Origin of the sequence: Exiguobacterium sp. Helios (assembly GCF_014524545.1) — a bacterium.
GTDB lineage: Bacteria > Bacillota > Bacilli > Exiguobacteriales > Exiguobacteriaceae > Exiguobacterium_A.
The window spans coordinates 2,967,016-2,987,583 of sequence record NZ_CP053557.1; the positions used below are offsets into that span (position 1 = coordinate 2,967,016).

Annotated in this window: 24 protein-coding genes, 1 pseudogene and 2 riboswitches; of the genes and pseudogenes, 12 read left to right on the forward strand and 13 right to left on the reverse strand. The window is 47.8% G+C overall.

Annotated elements, in window-relative coordinates:
* Positions 1-8: 8 nt before the first annotated feature.
* Positions 9-112: riboswitch (SAM riboswitch) on the reverse strand.
* Positions 113-361: 249 nt separating this feature from the next.
* Positions 362-465: riboswitch (SAM riboswitch) on the forward strand.
* Between the two features lie 62 nt (positions 466-527).
* The gene (locus HNY42_RS15275) at positions 528-1,286 is read left to right on the forward strand and encodes an alpha/beta hydrolase (protein ID WP_255508386.1); all 759 of its coding nucleotides are present in this window, start codon (positions 528-530) and stop codon (positions 1,284-1,286) included.
* Positions 1,287-1,353: 67 nt separating this feature from the next.
* On the opposite strand, the gene HNY42_RS15280 is transcribed toward HNY42_RS15275, so the two are convergent.
* Positions 1,354-1,974, reverse strand: coding sequence for a thymidine kinase (locus HNY42_RS15280; RefSeq protein ID WP_131502427.1), 621 nt, complete (start codon positions 1,972-1,974; stop codon positions 1,354-1,356).
* A 177-nt stretch (positions 1,975-2,151) separates the two neighbouring features.
* Here HNY42_RS15280 and HNY42_RS15285 point away from each other — a divergent pair, with 177 nt between their 5' ends.
* On the forward strand, positions 2,152-2,802 hold the full coding sequence (locus HNY42_RS15285; protein WP_188004807.1) for a DedA family protein: 651 nt from the start codon (positions 2,152-2,154) through the stop codon (positions 2,800-2,802).
* Between the two features lie 35 nt (positions 2,803-2,837).
* Here the strand turns inward: HNY42_RS15285 and HNY42_RS15290 are convergent, their stop codons facing one another.
* Both HNY42_RS15290 and rho read right to left on the reverse strand, forming a co-directional pair.
* Complete coding sequence (locus tag HNY42_RS15290) at positions 2,838-3,083, reverse strand: type B 50S ribosomal protein L31 (RefSeq protein ID WP_012371588.1); 246 nt, start codon at positions 3,081-3,083, stop codon at positions 2,838-2,840.
* A gap of 97 nt (positions 3,084-3,180) precedes the next feature.
* Positions 3,181-4,545 carry a transcription termination factor Rho gene (rho, locus tag HNY42_RS15295; RefSeq protein WP_131502429.1) on the reverse strand — a complete coding sequence of 455 codons (1,365 nt, stop codon included), beginning with the start codon at positions 4,543-4,545 and terminating at the stop codon, positions 3,181-3,183.
* 360 nt (positions 4,546-4,905) lie between these two features.
* On the opposite strand from rho, the gene HNY42_RS15300 reads away from it, so the two are divergent.
* Together HNY42_RS15300 and HNY42_RS15305 are read left to right on the forward strand one after the other, a co-directional pair.
* The gene (locus HNY42_RS15300) at positions 4,906-5,589 is read left to right on the forward strand and encodes a C40 family peptidase (protein WP_131502430.1); all 684 of its coding nucleotides are present in this window, start codon (positions 4,906-4,908) and stop codon (positions 5,587-5,589) included.
* 150 nt (positions 5,590-5,739) lie between these two features.
* On the forward strand, positions 5,740-6,435 hold the full coding sequence (locus HNY42_RS15305; RefSeq protein WP_304999573.1) for an SDR family NAD(P)-dependent oxidoreductase: 696 nt from the start codon (positions 5,740-5,742) through the stop codon (positions 6,433-6,435).
* A gap of 645 nt (positions 6,436-7,080) precedes the next feature.
* Here the strand turns inward: HNY42_RS15305 and glpX are convergent.
* From glpX to HNY42_RS15330, 5 genes are all read right to left on the reverse strand, one after another.
* A complete protein-coding gene (gene glpX / locus HNY42_RS15310) occupies positions 7,081-8,046 on the reverse strand; it encodes a class II fructose-bisphosphatase (RefSeq protein ID WP_114597299.1) in 966 nt (321 codons plus the stop codon).
* Positions 8,047-8,077: 31 nt separating this feature from the next.
* On the reverse strand, positions 8,078-9,325 hold the full coding sequence (gene murA / locus HNY42_RS15315) for a UDP-N-acetylglucosamine 1-carboxyvinyltransferase (RefSeq protein ID WP_131972053.1): 1,248 nt from the start codon (positions 9,323-9,325) through the stop codon (positions 8,078-8,080).
* A 27-nt stretch (positions 9,326-9,352) separates the two neighbouring features.
* On the reverse strand, positions 9,353-10,000 hold the full coding sequence (gene fsa, locus HNY42_RS15320; protein WP_012371594.1) for a fructose-6-phosphate aldolase: 648 nt from the start codon (positions 9,998-10,000) through the stop codon (positions 9,353-9,355).
* Positions 10,001-10,164: 164 nt separating this feature from the next.
* Entirely contained in the window at positions 10,165-11,019 is an 855-nt protein-coding gene (gene fba / locus HNY42_RS15325) for a class II fructose-1,6-bisphosphate aldolase (RefSeq protein ID WP_131502432.1), read from the reverse strand.
* 132 nt (positions 11,020-11,151) lie between these two features.
* Positions 11,152-11,526: a response regulator gene (locus HNY42_RS15330; RefSeq protein ID WP_026827306.1), complete on the reverse strand. Its 375-nt coding sequence runs from the start codon at positions 11,524-11,526 to the stop codon at positions 11,152-11,154.
* Between the two features lie 93 nt (positions 11,527-11,619).
* Between HNY42_RS15330 and HNY42_RS15335 the strand changes: the two genes are divergently transcribed.
* Entirely contained in the window at positions 11,620-12,129 is a 510-nt protein-coding gene (locus HNY42_RS15335; protein WP_131502433.1) for a DUF2529 family protein, read from the forward strand.
* An 80-nt stretch (positions 12,130-12,209) separates the two neighbouring features.
* Here the strand turns inward: HNY42_RS15335 and HNY42_RS15340 are convergent, their stop codons facing one another.
* Positions 12,210-13,805 (reverse strand): CTP synthase, encoded by a 1,596-nt coding sequence (locus HNY42_RS15340; protein WP_131502434.1) that lies wholly within the window; start codon positions 13,803-13,805, stop codon positions 12,210-12,212.
* Between the two features lie 254 nt (positions 13,806-14,059).
* Positions 14,060-14,584 (reverse strand): DNA-directed RNA polymerase subunit delta, encoded by a 525-nt coding sequence (rpoE, locus tag HNY42_RS15345; RefSeq protein WP_131502435.1) that lies wholly within the window; start codon positions 14,582-14,584, stop codon positions 14,060-14,062.
* A gap of 170 nt (positions 14,585-14,754) precedes the next feature.
* Between rpoE and HNY42_RS15350 the strand changes: the two genes are divergently transcribed.
* The 4 genes from HNY42_RS15350 to HNY42_RS15365 all read left to right on the forward strand — a co-directional run bounded on the left by HNY42_RS15350 (position 14,755) and on the right by HNY42_RS15365 (position 16,550).
* Positions 14,755-15,204: a GNAT family N-acetyltransferase gene (locus HNY42_RS15350; protein ID WP_131972051.1), complete on the forward strand. Its 450-nt coding sequence runs from the start codon at positions 14,755-14,757 to the stop codon at positions 15,202-15,204.
* A 36-nt stretch (positions 15,205-15,240) separates the two neighbouring features.
* On the forward strand, positions 15,241-15,558 hold the full coding sequence (locus tag HNY42_RS15355; RefSeq protein WP_114597294.1) for an ArsR/SmtB family transcription factor: 318 nt from the start codon (positions 15,241-15,243) through the stop codon (positions 15,556-15,558).
* Positions 15,559-15,628: 70 nt separating this feature from the next.
* Positions 15,629-16,057 carry a DMT family transporter gene (locus tag HNY42_RS15360; protein WP_188004808.1) on the forward strand — a complete coding sequence of 143 codons (429 nt, stop codon included), beginning with the start codon at positions 15,629-15,631 and terminating at the stop codon, positions 16,055-16,057.
* Positions 16,058-16,070: 13 nt separating this feature from the next.
* Positions 16,071-16,550 (forward strand): DMT family transporter, encoded by a 480-nt coding sequence (locus tag HNY42_RS15365; protein WP_188004809.1) that lies wholly within the window; start codon positions 16,071-16,073, stop codon positions 16,548-16,550.
* Between the two features lie 57 nt (positions 16,551-16,607).
* On the opposite strand, the gene HNY42_RS15370 is transcribed toward HNY42_RS15365, so the two are convergent.
* The 3 genes from HNY42_RS15370 to HNY42_RS15380 are packed head-to-tail and all read right to left on the reverse strand — an operon-like array spanning position 16,608 to position 18,855.
* On the reverse strand, positions 16,608-17,060 hold the full coding sequence (locus HNY42_RS15370; RefSeq protein WP_188004810.1) for a heme-degrading domain-containing protein: 453 nt from the start codon (positions 17,058-17,060) through the stop codon (positions 16,608-16,610).
* Positions 17,057-18,097, reverse strand: coding sequence for a Gfo/Idh/MocA family oxidoreductase (locus HNY42_RS15375; RefSeq protein WP_188004811.1), 1,041 nt, complete (start codon positions 18,095-18,097; stop codon positions 17,057-17,059). The genes HNY42_RS15370 and HNY42_RS15375 overlap by 4 nt, the downstream gene beginning before the upstream one ends.
* Positions 18,094-18,855, reverse strand: coding sequence for a DeoR/GlpR family DNA-binding transcription regulator (locus HNY42_RS15380; RefSeq protein WP_188004812.1), 762 nt, complete (start codon positions 18,853-18,855; stop codon positions 18,094-18,096). Before HNY42_RS15380 ends, HNY42_RS15375 begins: the two co-directional genes overlap by 4 nt.
* Positions 18,856-18,986: 131 nt before the next feature.
* Here HNY42_RS15380 and HNY42_RS15385 point away from each other — a divergent pair, with 131 nt between their 5' ends.
* From HNY42_RS15385 to HNY42_RS15395, 3 genes and pseudogenes are all read left to right on the forward strand, one after another.
* Positions 18,987-19,826, forward strand: coding sequence for an SDR family NAD(P)-dependent oxidoreductase (locus tag HNY42_RS15385; RefSeq protein WP_188004813.1), 840 nt, complete (start codon positions 18,987-18,989; stop codon positions 19,824-19,826).
* A gap of 55 nt (positions 19,827-19,881) precedes the next feature.
* Positions 19,882-20,235: pseudogene (locus HNY42_RS15390) on the forward strand (GGDEF domain-containing protein); the annotation flags it as partial.
* Positions 20,232-20,558: a potassium channel family protein gene (locus HNY42_RS15395; protein ID WP_014971462.1), complete on the forward strand. Its 327-nt coding sequence runs from the start codon at positions 20,232-20,234 to the stop codon at positions 20,556-20,558. The pseudogene HNY42_RS15390 and the gene HNY42_RS15395, both read left to right, overlap by 4 nt.
* Positions 20,559-20,568 lie beyond the last annotated feature (10 nt).

Consider the following 20,568-nt stretch of genomic DNA (forward strand, 5'->3'; position numbering starts at 1 on the left):
ATCCACTCGACTCATCTCTCAGACAATTGTCTGATGGAATTGGCACAGTGCTCATAATGAGTCTGTTGCCGAGGTTTCGTAGGGCCAGTCCCTCCACCTCTCTGGATAAGTGTTGCGGTATGAAATTCGTATGTGTGTTGTTGCCGGTTGAACTTATGTCGTAAAACTAATTTTTACACTACAGAAAGATCTTTTAAAGGTCAACCATATTTTCAAAAATAAACCATATGACCCATATCGATTTTTTTCCCGGGACAAACTGGATCGTTGTTTGAATTTTGACGCCTGTTCAAGAGAGTTTGACAATTCATTTCCGCCAATGCTATCATCTTCTCAATGATTAATCCGACAATTCCTATACGATATATCAAGAGTGGACGAGAGACCTGGCTCTAGGACTCCACGGCAACCTGCTGTTATGCAAGGTGCTCCGACCAGCAAAGCGGTTGCTTTGGATGATACACACGAGAAACTCGTTTGCGTCCAAAGCCAAACGGGTTTTTATTTTTGAAATGGAGGACGAGATGATGAGTATGGTTTATCCTGTTATACCGGGTGCGGAAGCCTTTTCCTTAGGACGCGGATCCGTCGGCATTTTGCTCTGTCATGGTTTTAACGCAACGCCGCAAAGCGTTCGGGCTGTAGGAGAACAGTTCGCAGAACAAGGTTTCTCCGTCTATGCCCCTCGCCTGCACGGTCATGGGACCGATGTCCTGGAATTCGAAGCGACGACGGCAGATGACTGGAAACAGAGCTTGCGTGACGGCTTCGAACAGTTAGCCAGACGGTGCGAATCGATCTTCATCGTCGGACAATCGATGGGGGCGACACTTGCCCTGTCACTTGCCGCTGAAGGTCTCCCGATTGCAGGAATCATCACGATCAATGCCGCCTTGTCCGTCCCTGCTTACGAAGCCTTATCCTTCACCGATTGTCCGGTCTATCTGCCGGAAAGCACCCCTGATATCAAGCAGACCGCTTTTGAAATCATCTATGATCTTGTCCCCGCAGTTTGTGCTTCAGAACTGTTACGACTCATTGATGACACGCGACTACACTTAGCGACGATTCAAATTCCGACACTTATTTTATATTCTGCTGAGGATCACGTCGTCCCGCCGGCCTGTTCCGATTATTTGTACCGGACGATTGGGGCAACAGATAAACGCAGTTATTGTCTGCTCGACTCGTACCATGTCGCGACGCTTGACCATGATCAAAAGACGATTGTCCGTGAGACCTTACAATTCATCGAACAGTTCAGCCGGTTGACACGAACTGGTTGATAAAAAAAAGTGAACGATTCCCGGCCGTGAGGCCAAAGAATCGTTCACTTTTTCAAATCGTCTATTCTCAATTTTGCTGTTGTTTTTTCCATTCCTGTAACGGTTGCGGTTTGCCCGGAACTTGATGACAATGACGGCAACGCGGTTCATAGGATTCAGACGCCCCGACGAGAATGATTGGATCATTGTAGTTTGCCGGCTTCCCGTCAATCAATCGTTGTGTCCGTGACGCCGGATCTCCACACGACAGACAAATCGCCTGTAATTTCGTCACGAATTCCGCACGTGCCAGTAATTCAGGCATCTTGCCGAATGGCTCGGCCCGAAAATCCTGATCGAGTCCCGCACAAATAACGCGTTTGCCATCCTGAGCCAGTGCTTCGATGACTGCGACAATCTCATCGTCAAAAAATTGAACTTCGTCAATCGCGACGATTTGCGTCTCTTCCGCCACTGCTGCATAGACATCACGGCTCGTCGCCATCGGAATCGCAATGACCGAGTTGCCGATATGCGACACGACATGCTCTTCATGATACCGGTCATCGATTGCCGGCTTGAACACTTGAACCGGTAACTTTCCATACTGTGCCCGTCTGACACGACGGATCAGTTCTTCTGACTTACCGGAAAACATACTTCCGCAAATCACTTCAATCCAACCATATTGATTGATCACATGCATCATCGTAAACACCGTCCTCTAAATTAGTCACTTTAACGAGTATAGCCCGAATCTAAATTGAGAAAAAGGATTGACTTCTAAAAATCAAAAACCCTTGCCAAATTCGCCACTTTCTTCATCTTCTCATTTCAACTGGTATGTATTTCCTGTACACTGAAAGAGAAGTTTCTTTGAAGGAAGGTGACTCCGATTCATCACATATTACATGAAGTCCTCCATCAATATGGAGCGTTCGGACTCGCAATTCTTCTGGCCGGTGGAATCGTCGGTCTTCCGGTTCCAGACGAGACGTTACTCGTCATGTCAGGATTCTGGATGCATCATGGTGATTTGCCGCTCGTCGGAACAATTTTTGCTGCCTATGCCGGCAGTTGTATCGGAATGACAATCAGCTATGTGCTCGGTCTGAAACTTGGAATGCCGTTGCTCCATCGAATGGCTCCGAAGTTACGTATTTCTGAAAAACATGTTTTCAAAGCAGAAGCCGGATTTTTACGTTACGGAAAAACGGTTTTAATCATCGGTTATTACATACCCGGTCTCCGGCAGCTGTCCGCTTTTTTTGCCGGCGTCTCGAAAATGCCGTTCCGGATCTTCGTTACTTATGCCTATACTGGTGCTTTAATTTGGATCAGTGTCTTTTTAGGAGCAGGTTATTTCCTAGGTCGCCATTTTTCCTTCAGTCTTTTACTCGAACATTTTGCGAACAATCCGGATACACTTCCGTATCTGATTGGTGCTGCCGGTGGAATCGGTCTATCCTTCGTTTTAAAAACGTATCTGGCGTACCGTGCCAAGTTCTGTCTATACAAAAACAGCCTGCTCCAGTAATGGAGACAGGCTGTTTTTTAATACTGAAGTCGCAATTACTTGCGGCCGTATTTTTTGTTGAAGCGATCGACACGACCGTCTGCAGCGTTGAACTTTTGACGACCAGTGTAGAATGGGTGCGAGTCCGAAGACACATCCACACGGATGAGTGGGTACTCGTTTCCATCTTCCCAAGTGATTGTCTCGTTCGAAGAACGTGTAGAACCAGTCAAGAATTTGTACTCAGTAGTTGAGTCCATAAATACAACTTTGTTGTAGTTTGGGTGAATTCCTTGTTTCATGGTTGTTTTCTCTCCTTCCGCCCTGGTTCATTTGCTGAGCCAGAGTAAGTTACCTTCCTATACTAAACGATTTTTTCATGCCCCGCAATACCTATTTTCAAGTCGTTGTGTCGGTTTTCGTCACACGTGGCTTCACAGGTGCGCGCCGTACGGGTTTCTTCTTTTCTTTCTCCAGTTCGACAAAAAATTCTTCGTTATTTTTCGTGTCCCGAATCTTGCGTAAGAAACTGTCGACAAACTCATTGGACTCGTTCATCGTCCGGCGGATCGTCCACAAGGCATCGAGCTGATCTTGCGGTAACAACAACTCTTCTTTCCGTGTTCCGGATTTCCGGATATCGATGGCCGGGAAGATCCGGCGCTCGGATAATTTCCGGTCCAGATGCAGTTCCATATTGCCGGTTCCTTTAAACTCTTCATAGATGACATCATCCATCCGGGAACCGGTTTCGACGAGTGCCGTCGCAAGAATCGTCAGACTACCACCGTGTTCGATATTCCGGGCGGCACCGAAAAAGCGTTTCGGTTTGTGGAAGGCTGCCGGGTCAATCCCCCCGGACAACGTCCGACCGCTTTGCGGAACAGTTAAGTTATAAGCCCGCGTCAACCGTGTAATCGAGTCCATTAAAATAACGACATCTTTTTTATGTTCGACGAGGCGCATCGCTCGCTCCAAAACGAGTTCCGAAATCCGGACGTGGTTGTCCGGTGTTTCGTCAAACGTTGAACTGACGACATCCGCTCCGGGGACAGAACGTTCGATATCCGTCACTTCTTCCGGCCGTTCGTCAATCAACAGAATAATCAATTCAACATCCGGATGATTCACCTGGATCGAATTGGCGATTTCTTTTAATAGAGAAGTCTTACCTGCTTTTGGCGGCGCGACAATCAAACCGCGTTGGCCAAATCCAACCGGGGCAATCATATCCATCACCCGGACCGACAAATGACGCGGTTCTGTCTCAAGACGCATCAGACGATCTGGATAGATCGGTGTCAATGCCGGGAAGAACAGACGATTGCGCGCCGTATCCGGTGCTTCTCCATTGACGGCTTCCACACTTAAAAGACCTTGGAACCGTTCATTTTCTTTTGGCGGCCGGACTTTTCCAGTCACGACGTCTCCGTTACGGAGATTAAAGCGGCGGATTTGTGAGGCGGCGATGTAGATATCTTCAGAGGATTGCGAATAGTTGATAGGACGAAGGAAGCCGAAGCCGCCATCATTTTGCATTTGTGGGTTTCCGGGGATAACTTCGAGTACCCCTTCGAGGAAATAAAGACCGGTGGACTCTGCTTGTGCTTTAAGAATCTTGAACATCAATTCACGCTTACGCGCCTCTCGGTACTGTGGTACGTTTTTTGTTTTTGCAATCTCATATAAATCTTTTAATGTCAGGTTGCTGAGTTGAGCGAGTGTATAGGAACGTTCTGGTTTGTCAGTTTTTTCAGTTGGCATATGCATTCACCTATTCTTCGTATAAATTCAGGAGCAAAGGATGTAATCATCATAGTGCGATGATCATGTTGTATATTCTTCGTGAATTAAAGGTATCACATTTCATCCATTTCGTCGTGATTTAAGAAATGGGAATTTCTTCTTTGTAATATTCGAGTATATTATTGCAGTTATGTTACAAAAACGTCATGTTTTGTAGCGGAACTGAAAAAACGTTTTCATGTCTCCGCATGCTAAGATAATCGTGCAGAGAAAAACTTACACAGTTGTAAGGCAAACTGCTTAAACAAACACTTAATGAGATACATCATATAACTCGGTTTTCAAAACTACTTTAAAATGACATGGAGGATTTCACATATGAAACGTTTTCTAGCATCGGTCGCAACGGCAGCATTAGTGGTTTCAGGATTTGCATCAGTGGGAACAGATAAGGTTGAGGCAGCTTCTACAGTAACGAAAGTTAAAATCACAGACAGCGGATTACGTGTTCGGACGGGTCCTTCTACAAAAGCAAGCATCGTTGGTAAAGTAAACGCAGGCCAAACATTTACATACAAAGGTAAATCAGGCAGCTGGACTAAAATTTCATACGGTGGAAAAACACGTTATGTTTCTACACAGTATACGAAAACATACAAGTCTTCTACTTCAACGGCTAAAAAATCAACAACTTCATCTTCAACACGTACACGCCTTCTAAGCGAAGCAGCTAAACATAAAGGAACTCCTTATGTATGGGGCGGAACGACAACTCGTGGATTTGACTGCTCTGGTTTCACAAGCTACGTCTACAAAAAAGCAGCGGGCAAAACATTGCCACGTACGTCTTCTTCACAATATTCTTCTTCTAGAAAAGTAAGTGTCTCAAACGTTCAACCTGGAGATCTTGTTTTCTTCTCACACGGTAGCGGCATTCAACACGTCGGTATGGCAACAAGCAAAACAAGCATGGTGAACTCAGAAACAGGTGGCGTTAAGTACTCAAGCTTCAAATCAGGTTACTGGGGTTCACGCCTTGTCGGCGCGGGTTCATACCTATAATTGAACAAACCAAGCGGTTGAGCATCGGCTCGATCGCTTTTTTTCTACCCTATTACATAAGGAGGACGGATCATGAACGTATTAATTACCGGCGCTTCTGCCGGAATCGGGCGCGAACTGGCCTATCTGCATGCCGAATAAGGACATCACCTGTTACTGGTCGGACGGAACGTCGAACAACTTTTCGAAACGAAACACTTTGTTGAACAGCGGGGCGGATCTGCCGTCGTGCTTCCATATGATATCGGACAAACCGTTCAAATCGAAGCCTTGTTACGTGCGACAGAAAACATTCCGGTTGATATCTTGATCAATAATGCCGGGTTTGGTCTGTATGGGGAGTTTGTCGAAACTGATTTATCCCATGAACTCAACATGATTGACGTCAACATTCGAGCACTGACGCATTTGACGAAAGCTTTTGCCCGTGGGATGAAAGTTCGAGGGAGCGGACGGATCATTCAGATTGCTTCGACCTCTTCTTTCCACGGCGGTCCTTTCATGAGCGTCTACTATGCAACAAAAGCGTACGTCCTCAGTTTTTCGGAAGCTTTGGCTGATGAGCTTGCGCCTTACAATATTCAAGTGACAGCTGTTTGTCCGGGCGCCACGTATACAGATTTCGCTAAAACAGCCGATCTTGCGACATCCGGATTGTTTAAACGACCAGGTATCATGGATGCCAATACAGTTGCAAAGCTTTCCATTACCGGGTACATGAAAGGAAAAACGCTTGTCATCCCCGGTCGCAGTAATGCAGTGTATGTCTTTATGACACGCTTTTTCACACGTCGTAAATTCGTCCAGATGACACACCAATTGCAAGCTCCGACACACAGTCTTTAATACAGTTTTATAATTTCCATGCGATTGGACTTTTATAAATTTGATATCAGAGCCTGACTCATCAGTCACTCCAAAATCAATTCTCATGACGAACGTTTCCTACATCCTCGCTTTCCACGGGCGGGAGACAAGCCGCGGCTGCTCGAATTAATATGCAATCTGCCGGGTCTTCCCTATCCCTGACGGAAGCACTAATCGCGCTTCCTTTTCCCGTAGGAGTCGAGAATGTATGCCTCCGTTCTACAGGAATCAAATAGCCGATGATCCTTTTCATGGGACCATCGGCTGTTTCTATGCTCATTTACGACAGTTTGGTGAGTAATTGAGATACCTCATACAAATGCTCTTATTTCTTGTACAAAAAGAAAAAAGAAGCAGATTTCCGGATTAAATACCGAAAATCTACCTCCCTTCATTCATTTTTTGAATCATCACTCGCATACAGCATCAAACTGCATTCCCTTTTCGAAAAGAATTACGTTCTTCACTCGACTCCTACGGGAAAAAGCGCGGTGTTCCGCGCTGTCAGAGACAAACAAAACCCGACTACTTGTCCATTTGGACAAAGTAGGCGCAGCTTGTGTCTCGCCCGAGGAAAGCGGGTGAAGAAAACGTAGATTCTTTTGGATAAGCCTGTCATCCCAATTACTTAATAACGAGCTTCGGTTTTTTCTTGAACGAGTGAATTCCTTCAACGAAACGAACTGTTCCCGACTTCGCACGCATGACGACCGAGTGCGTTTGACCGCCTTGTGCCGTGAACTGAACACCTTTCATCAACTCGCTGTCCGTGACACCGGTTGCTGCGAAGATGCAGTCATCTCCCGTGACAAGGTCATCCATCATGAGGATTTTCGACGGATCTTCAATCCCCATCTTCTTGCATCGTGCGACTTCCGCTTCATCTGCCGGTAAGAGCCGGCCTTGAAGTTCTCCGCCGAGACATTTTAATGCAACAGCTGCCAGAACACCCTCCGGCGCCCCGCCTGAACCGAGCAGAATATCAATCCCTGTGTGCGGGAAAGCCGTATTGATGGCTGCTGCGACATCTCCGTCCCCAATCAGACGAATCCGTGCCCCTGTTGCCCGAATCCGTTGAATGATTTCTTCATGACGTTCCCGGTCAAGAATCGAGACGACGACGTCTTCGATTTCTTTATTTTTCGCTTTTGCGACGGCCGCGATGTTTTCTTCAATCGTCGCATCCAGGCTGACGTGTCCTGCTGCTTCCGGTCCGACAGCAATCTTATCCATGTACATATCCGGTGCATGTAATAAGTCTCCCGCATCGGCGACCGCAAGAACTGCGAGTGCGCCCCATGTTCCTTTAGCGACGATGTTCGTGCCTTCGAGCGGATCGACGGCGACGTCAAGACGTGGTCCGTATCCATTTCCGAGTTTCTCACCGATATAAAGCATCGGTGCCTCATCCATTTCCCCTTCGCCGATGACGACCGTTCCTTTCATCGGGATCGTATCAAATACATCACGCATGGCGCTTGTTGCTGCGTCATCTGCCTCGTTTTTCAAGCCCTTCCCCATCCAGCGTGCCGAAGCCAGTGCTGCTGCCTCCGTTACGCGTACGAGTTCCATTGATAAACTTCTCTCCATGTGTATAATCCCCTCTCCCTAACTGAAAACCTTAAACCGTTTCGCGCCAAACAAGAGCTCCGAGTCCTTTTAACTTCTCGACGAACTGTTCATAGCTTTGATCAAGTACTTCTGCATGGTGTAATGACGTTTCACCGGAAGCAAGCATTCCACTTAACACGAGGGCCGCTGCACCGCGCGGATCATGAGCTTCAATTTCCGTACCACGTAACGCTTCACCACCACGGATGATGATCGAAGCGTCTTCGTGTGTAATTCGTGCATTCAACCGCCGCATCTCCTGGACATGCCGGAAACGTTGAGGATACAGCTTATCGACGACGACACTCGCGCCTTTCGGTTTCAACAGGACAGCCGAGATGATCGGTTGAAGATCGCTCGGAAAGCCGCCATAGTGAAAAACACGAATATCGATCGGTTTCGCCATATCGATGGATGCTGTGACCGAATCATCCGCCAACTCGATGTTGGCCCCGAACCGTTCCAGCTTTTGAATGATGCTTTCAAGATGTAACGGAATGACATTATCCACCGTCACACGGCCGAGGACTGCTCCCATTGCCAGGAACGTACCTGCTTCCATCCGGTCCGGAATCAAGGTATGGCGGCATCCTTGAAGCGTCTTGACGCCTTTGATTCGAATCTCATCGGTCCCTGCACCTTTGACACTCGCACCCATATTCGTCAACATCGTACTGACGTCGATGACTTCCGGATCACACGCTGCATTTTCAATGACCGTCGTTCCTTCCGCCATGACGGCGACCAGTAAAGCACTGATCGTCGCACCGAATGAAGGAAGATCCAAATAGATCCGGTTTCCCTTCAACTCTTCGACATGCATGTAGTAAACCCCTTGTTCATTTCGCATCGCGACACCAAGTCGTTCCAGTGCCTTGATGTGTAAATCAATCGGCCGAGGACCGATGGCATAACCACCGGGCAGACCGACGACCCCCTGTTTGAATCGCGCCGCGAGGACACTCATCAGATAAATCGATCCACGTAATTTTCGTGTATCTGTCCCTGTGAGCGGCATCGGTTCGACATGACTCGGGTCAATCGTCACCATATCGCCTTGACGTGTTACGACGGCTCCAAGCATCTCAATGATCTGGATCATCGTCGCAACGTCGCCAATGTCCGGTACCCCCTCAAGAATGACCTGTTGATCGGTCAGTAATGCTGCCGCGAGACACGGAATCGCACTCTGTTTCGATCCACTGATCATGACGGTTCCTTCAAGACGTTGTTGTCCTACGATATGCAAAATGTCCACATTCCATCAACCTTTCTCTACAATCTGTTATTGCTGCGCTTTTTCCCAGTCAGCAAGGAAACGTTCGATTCCCTGTGTCGTTAACGGGTGTTGCGTCAGTGACTCAATGACATTGAGCGGAATCGTCGCGATGTCAGCTCCAGCGAGTGCCGCATTCGTGACGTGCACCGGATTACGGACAGAAGCCGCGATGATTTGTGTCGGAATATCATGAATGACGAAGATTTGAGCAATCGTCTCGACCAGTCCCATTCCATCTTGACCGATATCATCCAGACGACCGAGGAACGGTGATACATATGTCGCACCGGCACGTGCCGCGAGCAAGGCCTGGTTCGGGTTGAAGATCAATGTGACGTTCGTCGTGATGTTTTCTTTTGAAAGAGCTGCGACGGCTTCCAATCCTGCCGGTGTCATCGGAACCTTTACCGTAATGTTCGGTGCAATCTGAGCAAGTTCCTTCCCTTCCCGAATCATTCCTTCTGCATCAAGCGCAATGACTTCGGCACTGACGGAGACGTCTCCGACGATTTCACAAATTTCGCGCAGTCGTGTATGGAAATCGACGCCTTCTTTCGCGACAAGTGACGGGTTTGTGGTGACCCCGTCCAAAATCCCCATTTTATGTGCTTTTTTAATATCCTCTACGTTTGCTGTGTCGATAAAAAATCTCATCTCTCTCTTTCCCCTTTCATTCCTTAAAATATCCCTTGAAATCGCTTACTCTTCTATTATAAATTTTTTCACCGAGAAGTCCTAACGTTTTCCAAAACAATCTGCTGATTTAGATGAAAAAAAGCACGATAGACGAGTGTCTACCGTGCTTTAGGCATGGAAAATTAAGCTTTGTTGCTTGAACCGAACTCACGCATCTTACCGATGACTGTTTGTTTGATTGCTTCGCGACCTGGTGCGATGAATACGCGTGGGTCATATGCTTCTGGTTTCTCAGCCAAGACTTCACGAACCACTTTCGCGAACGAAATTTGGTTTTCCGTGTTGACGTTGATTTTCGAAGTACCAAGCGAAATTGCTTTTTCGATATCGTGTGTCGGGATTCCTGTTCCACCGTGAAGAACGAGTGGAAGGTCTGTTGCGTTACGGATTTCTTCCATTTCAGTGAAACCAAGGTTTGGTTCACCTTTGTATGGTCCGTGAACAGAACCGAGCGCAGGAGCAAGCGTGTCAATTCCAGTTTCTTTGACGATACGAACGCAGTCGTCAAGTTTCGCGTACATGACATCACCGATGACGTCGTCTTCTTGTCCGCCAACTGTACCAACTTCCGCTTCGACTGAAACACCCTTCGAATGCGCATACTCAACAACAGCTTTTGTTGTTTCGATGTTTGTGTCGATCGGGCTATGTGAATCGTCGATCATTACAGATGTAAATCCAGCGTCGATCGCTTCTTTACATTTTTCAACGCTCGAACCGTGGTCGAGGTGGATTGCAACAGGAACTGTTACTTTCATGTCGTGAACGAGACCTTCTACCATTTTAACAACTGTGTAGAATCCGCCCATGTGACGTGCTGCACCTTCAGATACTCCAAGAATAACCGGCGACTGCTCTTCTTGAGCCGCACCGAGTACTGCTTGAGTCCACTCGAGGTTGTTGATGTTGAATTGACCTACTGCGTACTTACCTTCGAGAGCTTTGTTTAACATGTCTGTCATAGATACTAATGGCATAATGACATCCTCCTCTGTTTTGATCGCTACTTACACGTAAACGTGCATTTTCAGACTGATTATAACACACTGATTCACCGGAACGTACAGCATTTCACTCCGAATTTAGGATTGTGACGACGACGTGAAGGATTAACCGCTTACATCGTTCGAAATTTGCACAGTCACTTCTTTTTTTAATTCAAAGATGTCAAACGGCTTTCCGAAGAAGGCGACGACACCGAGTCGTTTCGCTTCTTCCATCGCTTCTGTTTCGTCCAAAGCAGTCATCAGAATCGTCCGGATCCGTCGTCCGACCTCGTCCTGATGGCGCAATACTTCAAGACCGGTTCGGCCCGGCATATTGACATCCATCAATAATAAGTCGTATTCCGTTTCTTTCAGCCGTTCGATCGTCTCAAGACCATCGACAGCGACATCGGTCGTATATCCTTGCGCCCGAAACAATTGTGCCAGTAAATTCCGAATCCCCGGTTCATCTTCCGCGATGAGTAATCTTCCTTTCATCTCCCACACTCCTCCTCTAGTTATTTCCATTCTACATGAAAGCAAAACTTGCTATATACTGTGTGTGTGAGAAATTTAGAAAGGATGTTAGAAATGCTGAAAATTTTAGCGACACAATTCAATGGGAAACTACAAACGCTTACAAAACAGGAAGACGAATTGTTCGATGTCGTCCGGCTGCTTGCCCAGGCACTCGTCGGTCAAGGAAAAGTCTATCTCGATGCCTACGGCGAGTTTGAAGGACTGTATCCAATGTTGTCAGACGGTCCGGACCAGATGAAACGTGTCTCGAAAATTAAGGATCATAAAACCCTCCATGCGGTCGACCGCGTGTTGATTTTTACACCGGATACGGAACGTTCCGATCTGCTCGCGTCGCTTGCCCGCTATGATGCCTGGCACACGCCGTATTCGATCATCACGCTCGGCGACGTGACCGAAACACTAGAACGTTCGATTGCTCCGCTTGCCTTGAAATTCGATAAAGGGCTGCTTCCGGCTGAGGACGGTTCCCGTCACGGATTGCCGAGTCTCGCGCTTGGTGCCTTCTTGTTAACGCACATTTTGACGCAATTACAGGAGATGACGGAAGAGTGGGAATGAGGCTTTTCTTCTATAGTAATAAACTAAACAACCCTGTCTCCAATTTGGAAACAGGGTTGTTTAGCCGTTCGCTAAATTTCTTACTCACCAAGTGATGCTTGGATGAAGTCATGGAATAAGGCTTGCGGACGCTCCGGACGCGAAATCAATTCCGGGTGGAACTGACATGCGACGAACCATTTGTGTTCTGGAATCTCGATGATTTCAACGAGACGACCATCCGGGCTTGTACCGGAGAAGATCATACCGTTTGCTTCGAACTGTTCACGGAATTCGTTACCGAACTCGTAACGGTGACGGTGACGCTCGTACACGAGTTCGCTTGAATACGCGGCACGTGCTTTTGAACCGTCTTCGAGCTTACATGGATACAGACCAAGACGAAGTGTTCCTCCGAGATCCTCGATGTCTTTTTGCTCCGGAAGCAAGTCGATGATCGGATACGGTGTCGCCGGATCGATTTCTGCCGAGTGGGCACCTTTTAAGTTCAAGACGTTGCGCGCGAACTCAACTGTCGCCAGTTGCATACCGAGACAAATTCCGAAGAACGGTACATTGTTTTCACGGGCAAAACGTGTTGCTTCGATTTTCCCTTCGATTCCACGCTCTCCGAATCCGCCTGGAACAAGGATTCCGTTTGCTGAGCCAAGCAGTTCCTGAACGTTGTCACGTGTGACATCTTCTGCATTGATCCAGTCGATTTCGATGTCGCTGTTAAAAGCAAAACCGGCATGCTTCAAAGCTTCTGCAACCGAAATGTACGCATCACGCAATTCAACGTACTTCCCGACAAGTGCGATTTTCGTTTTCTTCTCGAGGTGTGTCACGGTGTGAACGAGTTGCTTCCATGCTGTCATATCAGCAACCGGTGTATCGAACTTGAAGTAGTCACAGACGAGCTGGTCCATGCCTTGACGTTGTAAGTTAAGCGGTACTTCATACAGTGTCGATGCATCCTTCGCTTCGATGACGGCTTCCGGACGTGTATCACAGAAGAGGGCAATTTTATCTTTCATTTCTTGCGGTACATCATGCTCGGCACGAAGCACGATGATATCCGGCTGAATGCCGTAGCTGCGGAGTTCTTTGACACTGTGTTGTGTCGGTTTTGTCTTCAGCTCGCCAGCAGCTGCAAGATACGGAACGAGCGTACAGTGAACGTACATGACGTTCTCTTTTCCGATATCGTTTTTCACCTGACGAATGGCTTCGATGAACGGAAGCGATTCGATATCCCCTACTGTTCCGCCAATCTCTGTGATGACGACATCTGCGCCTGTTTCTTTCCCGGCACGGAAGACACGATCTTTGATTTCATTCGTGATGTGCGGAATGACCTGAACCGTTCCACCGTTGTAATCACCGCGACGTTCTTTTTTAAGAACGGTCGAGTAAATCCGGCCGGATGTCACGTTCGCATTCTGGCTGAGATTGATGTCGATGAACCGTTCGTAGTGACCAAGGTCAAGATCGGTTTCAGCGCCATCATCCGTGACGAATACTTCCCCGTGCTGGTACGGGCTCATCGTCCCCGGGTCGATGTTGATGTACGGGTCGAATTTTTGGATCGTGACGTTGAGGCCACGGTTTTTCAAGAGACGGGCGAGTGATGCTGCCGTGATCCCTTTACCGAGTGAAGATACTACCCCACCGGTTACGAAAATATACTTTGTCATGATTAAATTGCTCCCTTCTCGAGTCCAGAAATCTGTCAGAGGTCGTTAAAAAATAAAAAAGCAAAAGTGCCCCCATTCACAGGAGACACTTTTGCTGAAATTAAGCACGTTGCTTAAAGAAGCCCATGACTAACTTACGTCATTCCGAAAACTTCGTCAAGCAGATTTTTTAAAGAAAAAAATCACACACACTTGTGTCAGCCGTCAACGAAAAAACTACCATTTTCATGTTCAAAAATGGCAGGTTGCGGTTGTTAAACTTCTTCGTCATCTTCCTCGAAATCTTCGAGGTCTTCTTCATCCAAATCGTCTTCAAGGTCATCAATGACCGCAACTTTTTTGAATGTGTCTTCTTCGCTGTCGTCTGCTGCATCGTAATCAGCAGTTTTCGCGAATGTATCGAGATCATCTTCAATCGTCTCGAACTCATCTTCTTCCGCATCATAGTTGAACTCTTCTTCGAACTCATCGAGTTCACCACGTTGACGGGCTTCGATAACCAAATCCTCATCCGATTTATCGAACGGGTACCATGCACGAAGCGACCAACGGTTAGCTCCGACGTTAACGAAGTTCCCATCGATGTTCATGTCCGTATAGAGTTGGGCAAGTTTCTCGAACTTATCCTCTTCATTTTTAAACGTATGGAATTTTTCGATTTCTTTAATGATGTCATCGAAAGTAATAGGCTGTTCGCCCGCTTCTTGCAGCATTTCATTGACGAAGTTAATCAGTGAAAGATCAGTAATTTCTTCTTTACTTAAACGGCTGAGGCTCATTGTGACGGCCACTTCCTTTCATTTGCGTTCAATCCATTACTTCTCATTATACGCAAAAGGGCTTTTAAAAATCCAGTCCCTCGCAAAAAAAGATTCATCAAAAAAGAAAATCGGGTTTTTGACAGCGTCGAAAAAGGAATAATCCAAAAGAAAAGAAGGAGGAATCACGGATGGACATGACAATCGAACGGGTTAATGATTTCGATGGATATAACTGGCTTCCGTTGCTCGCTAAAAGTTCCCAGGAAGGATTCCAACTGGTCGAGCGGATGTTACGGAACCGCCGGGAGGAATCGTTTCAAAAAGACGGGGAAGCGATGTTCGTCGTCCTTTCGACGAACAATCAAGTCCTCGCCTGCGGGGGATATATGAAGCAATCCGGTCAATCCGGAACGGGTCGGATCCGCCACGTCTATGTATTGCCGGAAGCCCGGTCGCACGGCATCGGGACTGCCTTACTGGAAAAAATCATGTCTGAAGCATTTTTGACGTATGATCGGTTAGTCCTCTACAGCGAACAGGCCGATCCCTTTTATCAAGGGCTCGGATTTCAACTCGTTTCCGGCGAAAAAATCACGCACACCATTGATAAAACATCCTTCGCCAACTCAAACCGATGAATTGACATATCGAGAAGTATCGATTAGATTGATGGCATGACACAACAAGTAGATCTTTTTAAAGCGTTGTCGAACGAAGTCCGTCTCGACATCTTACGCTGGCTCAAGGATCCAGAGACTCATTTCAACAAACCGGCTGCTCACTTGTCAACGAATCTCGCTGAAAAAGGAGGCGTCTGTGTTGGTGATATCCAGGAGAAGGCGAACTTGTCCCAATCCACGGTATCCCAGTACTTGGCGATGTTACAAAAAGTCGGATTGCTCGAATCCGAACGGCACGGCAAGTGGACGTATTACCGTCGAAATGAAGAAAAGATCAAAGAGCTGGCAGAGTATCTAAAAGGAGAACTCTAAAGGGTTTTCCTTTGTTCATGTATCGACAATTCCCGATATATAGATTTAAAAAAGAAAGAAGGAACGGATTTTGAAATTCATTTATTACCTGTTGGCTCTCCTCGCCGGAATCGCGCTCAGTATCGAAGGTGCCATCTACGGGGAACTTGGCAACAGCATCGGAAAACTCGAAAGCAGTTTTTATAATTTCTTTGCCGGTACAATCATCATCGGCATCATCACGCTCTTTTTCGGAAAAGGTTCGCTCGGTTATACATTCAAGGCACCCAAATGGACGTTGCTGGGCGGATTACTCGGGAGCATCTATTTAACGATCCTGATCATCAGCATCCCGCTTGTCGGTGTCGGACTCGCCATGATCAGTGTCATCATCGGTCAGATGATTGCCAGCATGGTCATTGAACATAAAGGCTGGCTCGGCAGTCCCCGCGTCGCCATCAACAAAGACAAATTAATCGCATCCGGCCTGATGGTCATTGCGCTATTTTTGATTTTCTAAAGGAGGAAACTTGATGAATATCGCATTACTCGGGATGACACTGCTTGGAGGAATTCTCCTCAGTGCCCAGTCTTCAATCAACGGTGCCTTCGGTCAAAAAGCCGGCGCACTGGAAAGTACATTTTTAACTTTTTTCACAGGGATGCTCCTGCTTGCACTCGCCGTCCTCTTTTTCGGACAAGGAGATGTCCTGTTGATTCTTGACGCCCCCCGCTGGCAGCTCAGTGCCGTCTGGTTTGGTGTCAGCTATCTGTTCCTGACCATTCTCGCTGTTCCGAAAATCGGGGTCACGGCAGCGAGCATCGCAACCGTCATCGGACAGTTATCGGCCGGAATGGTGCTGGATCACTTCGGGACATTCGGTGGCGTCGAAGTGGCGTTTGACCTTAAACGTTTTTCCGGTCTTCTGTTCATGTTGGCCGCCTTGTTCTTTATCTATCGCGGGAACAAGCGACGTGTCGAGGCACCCGCTTCCGACTCGATGGCTTCTTGAGACCATACAAAACCGGGAGTGTCTTCAACTCGAAGGCACTCCCGGTTTTTCGTCTACTTACTTTTTTAAAAAGGCTAATGCATCAACCGCCAGCTGATGGTCGGCTTCCTGTGACAAACCCGATACGGTAATCGTTCCGATGACACCGACTCCTGTGACGCGGATCGGGAATGACCCGCCGGCATCCACATAGTCCGCCGGATCGACGGCATACATCGTATGATACGCACGCTGTTTCGCTTCATTATACAACCGCATGTAGAGTGAGCTGTGTCCGTGCCGGAGGACGACGTTCGATTTTCGCCGGATCCATTCTTCCTGATCGGGTGCCGTCCCGTCCAGTGCTGCATAAAACAACCGTTGTCCGTTCCGTTTCAGCTCGACAGCGACGCTGAGTTGCTCCCGCAAAGCCCGGTCGATGACGTACTGTCCGGCATGCAGTGCATCTTGATTCGTAAACTGACGTAATGTCAGTGTCTCTTCTTGCGCCAACAATTCGGTCAGTTTCATTGATCCCATTCCTTCCGGAAGATTTTGCGTCCCGTCTCACTGCTCAAGCGAACAGCCTCGATGAGTTGCATCGTCTTGAGGGCATCCGTCAAATCAACCGGTATGTCACCCGTCTTCAGCCCTGCAGCAAGCGCTTTGTAAAAACCAAGGTAGTTGCCCGAAAGTGTCGCCAACCGCTCGGCCGGATGATCGGCAATCTTCAGATATCCAAAGTCGGCGGTTTCCTCTTGACCGATTGAGGCATCGACGGCTTGTCCTGACGCAAGGCGCGCTTCCTGCGGATCCATGCCGTATTTAATATAACTTCCGCGTGTGGCGTGCAACTCAAATCGCGGGGGTGATCCTTGGATAAAGGAATTGGACCGCAAGATGACCCGGCGTTTCCCGTAAAATAACGTGATGTGGAATCCGTCATCCGTCTCCGCCCCGTCACGCTGGAATAAGACATCTCCGACCACAGCATCCGGTTCACCGAATAAAGCAAGCGCCTGATCAATCAGGTGGGAACCGAGATCAAACAAAATACCCGAACCCGGTCCCGGCTTTTCACGCCAACGATCCCGGACGACCGGACGATACCGGTCAAACCGTGATTCGAACAATTGCCAATCCCCGATCTCATTCATCTCGATCAATTGTTCCACCGTCAGAAAATCGCCGTCGTACCGCCGGTTTTGATAGACAGCGACACGGACGCCGTGACGCGTCGCGAGACGTTGCAGTTCTATCGCTTCTTCCATCGTCACGACCGCCGGTTTTTCGAGCAGGACATGTTTTTTAGCTTCGATGGCTTGTTTCGCCATCACAAAATGTAAAGCTGTCGGAGTCGTGATGATGACAAGTTCCGTCTGTTCATCTTGTAATGCTTCTTCGAGTGTCCCGATTACCTTTGCTTCCGGGAACACGGTTGCCACTTTATCCTTTTGGCTTGATACGACTTGCCGGACCGTATATTCGGGTAACGATTGGATCAAGGGAGCATGAAACGTTACGGCTGAAAATCCGAATCCGACCAGTGTCGTTTGAATCGTCGTCATGTTTGTTCCTCCTCTGCTATTTCCAGTAAGACATCGGCTTCGTGCAACCAGGCCTGCCACTGTTCAGGCGGTCGTTCATCCGTAATCAGGACATCGATGTGGTCAAGATCACAGACCTTGTGCAGAAATCGTTTCTCGAACTTCGTATGATCCGCCAGTACAATAATTTCCGCACCACTCCGGATCATCGCCTTTTTCACGATTGCTTCTTCCAGGTTTTCAGCGAATATCCCTTGTTCCGTCAGCCCACATGCACCAAGAAACACACAATCGACCTGATAGTTCAAAATATCATCCGCCGTTTTAATACCGACGAGACTGCGTGCATGCCGGTCCAACTTCCCTCCGGCCACATACAAATCGATTTCCGGACGGGCTTCGAGTTGTTCGACGATCGCCAGTGCATTCGTAATGATTTGGAGTGGTTCTGCCGGCAGATGAACCGTCATCCGGGCAACGGTCGATGCCGCATCAAGAATGATTTTTTGCTGCGGTTGAATATACTGAACAGCACGTTTGGCAATCCGATTTTTTTCCGGCTGTTCGGTCCGCCGGTCGTACTGAACGGTCGTGTTCGTCCCGACACGGATCAAACCGTTTTTGACTCGGATGATTTTTCCTTCCCGCTCCAGTTGAATCAAATCACGTCGGGCCGTATCACGCGAAATGCGGTACGCCTCCATCAACTGATCGAGTGAAATTTCAGGTGCCGTCTTGATCCATTCCCGCATTTGTTGAAGTCGATCCTGTTGCGCCATGTTGCCTGTCCTCCCGTTCTTTTTCTTTATTTTAAGTTTTTTGATTAAAATATGCAATTTTAACGTAAAATAACTTCAGTGAATTCGGGTAAAGAACGGTATAACCAGGAATTCAAGAGGAGGAATGACACATGCGTACGATTTTCATCACCGGTGCCTCGTCCGGGATTGGTTTCGCGACGGCGACACGTTTTGCTGAAGAAGGATGGACGGTGTATGCCGGTACACGTGAACTGACACCAGCACTGGAACAAGCCGCCTTACCGCATCTGCATTTTCTTGAAGTCGATGTAACTGATCTCGCGAGTCTAAAACAGGCCGTTTCCGTCATCGAGCAGGAAGTCGGTCACTTGAATGCTTTATTTTGTAATGCCGGTCAGGGATTGTTACGGGCGCTTGGACAAGCGACGAGTTATGAAATCAATCAATTGTTCGATATCAACGTGTTTGGGGTCATGCGGACGATTGAATGTTGTCTGCCGCTCCTGAAGGCCGCTCCGAACGGCAGTCACCTATTAGCCACCTCGAGCATCAGCGGACTCGTCGGTCAGCCGATGAACGAAATCTATTGTGCCAGCAAGTTTGCACTCGAAGGTTTGTTCGAAAGCCTCGCCACTTACTACAAACCGTTTTTTTCGATCGACGTCACATTAATTGAACCGGCTGCCGTCGAGACGAACTTCACGGCAAACGTCCTCGATCGTTTGGAGCAGACAGGTGGTCTTCATGACGATGATTTCAAACCGATCGTCGAAAGTTATTTACGGACGTACCGCGTCCGACACGCCAAGCGCCAGTCTCCGGAAACGATTGCCGAGTTGATTTTCGAACTCGTCCAAGCCGATGAAAAGCCGTTGCGTGTTCGGACGGCACCGGAAGATGAAGCGTTTGTTGCCCATAAAACCGGAAACGATCCGTCCGGTCTTATCGGGACGATCAAAACCCGGCAGCTGACGCTAAATTTAGACTGATTCCCCTTTTCTTCAAAATAAATCAGATTCGTCCTTTTCTTCTTTTTATGAACGGACCGGGCAAGCGATTCTCAAACAAGACAGTATCATGGTCGTCGTCGTTGACCTGGATGGTTGCAAAGGCATCAATGATACGTACGACCATCAAATCGGCGATGCCTTTTTGATTCACTTAACCCGGTTGCTCGAACAGACCGTTGAACCACTCGGTTTCGCTGCCCGCGTCGGCGGCGATGAATTCTTTTTGCTACTGCAGAATCAAACACCGGACCATGGCATTAGTTTGGATACACTGATTCATCATGCCGATCAGGCCATGTATCATATCAAATACAATGGTAAAAACGGATACCGGATTCATGATACACTCTATTCGGTCCAGCGACCGTCCGAAGGAGGTACACGATGATTTCGATGCTTGCGATTTTTTCACGGTTATTCAAAGGATTACGCCATGCTTTCCAGTTATCATATTTCCGTGGTCTATTGATCCTTTGTCTGTTGACATTGCTGTCCGGAACGATTTTTTACAGCACTCAGGAAAATTTAACCGTCGTCGACGCACTTTATTTTTGTATCACGACGCTTAGTACGGTCGGGCATCCGACGTTTGCTCCTGTCACGACACTCGGGAAAGTCTTTACGATGGCTTATATTACAATCGGATGTGGTTTATTCCTTACGTTGATTGCCACACTCGCCTATGTCTTAATCAAGGAACAGGAAGACTGAAAGGAGATGT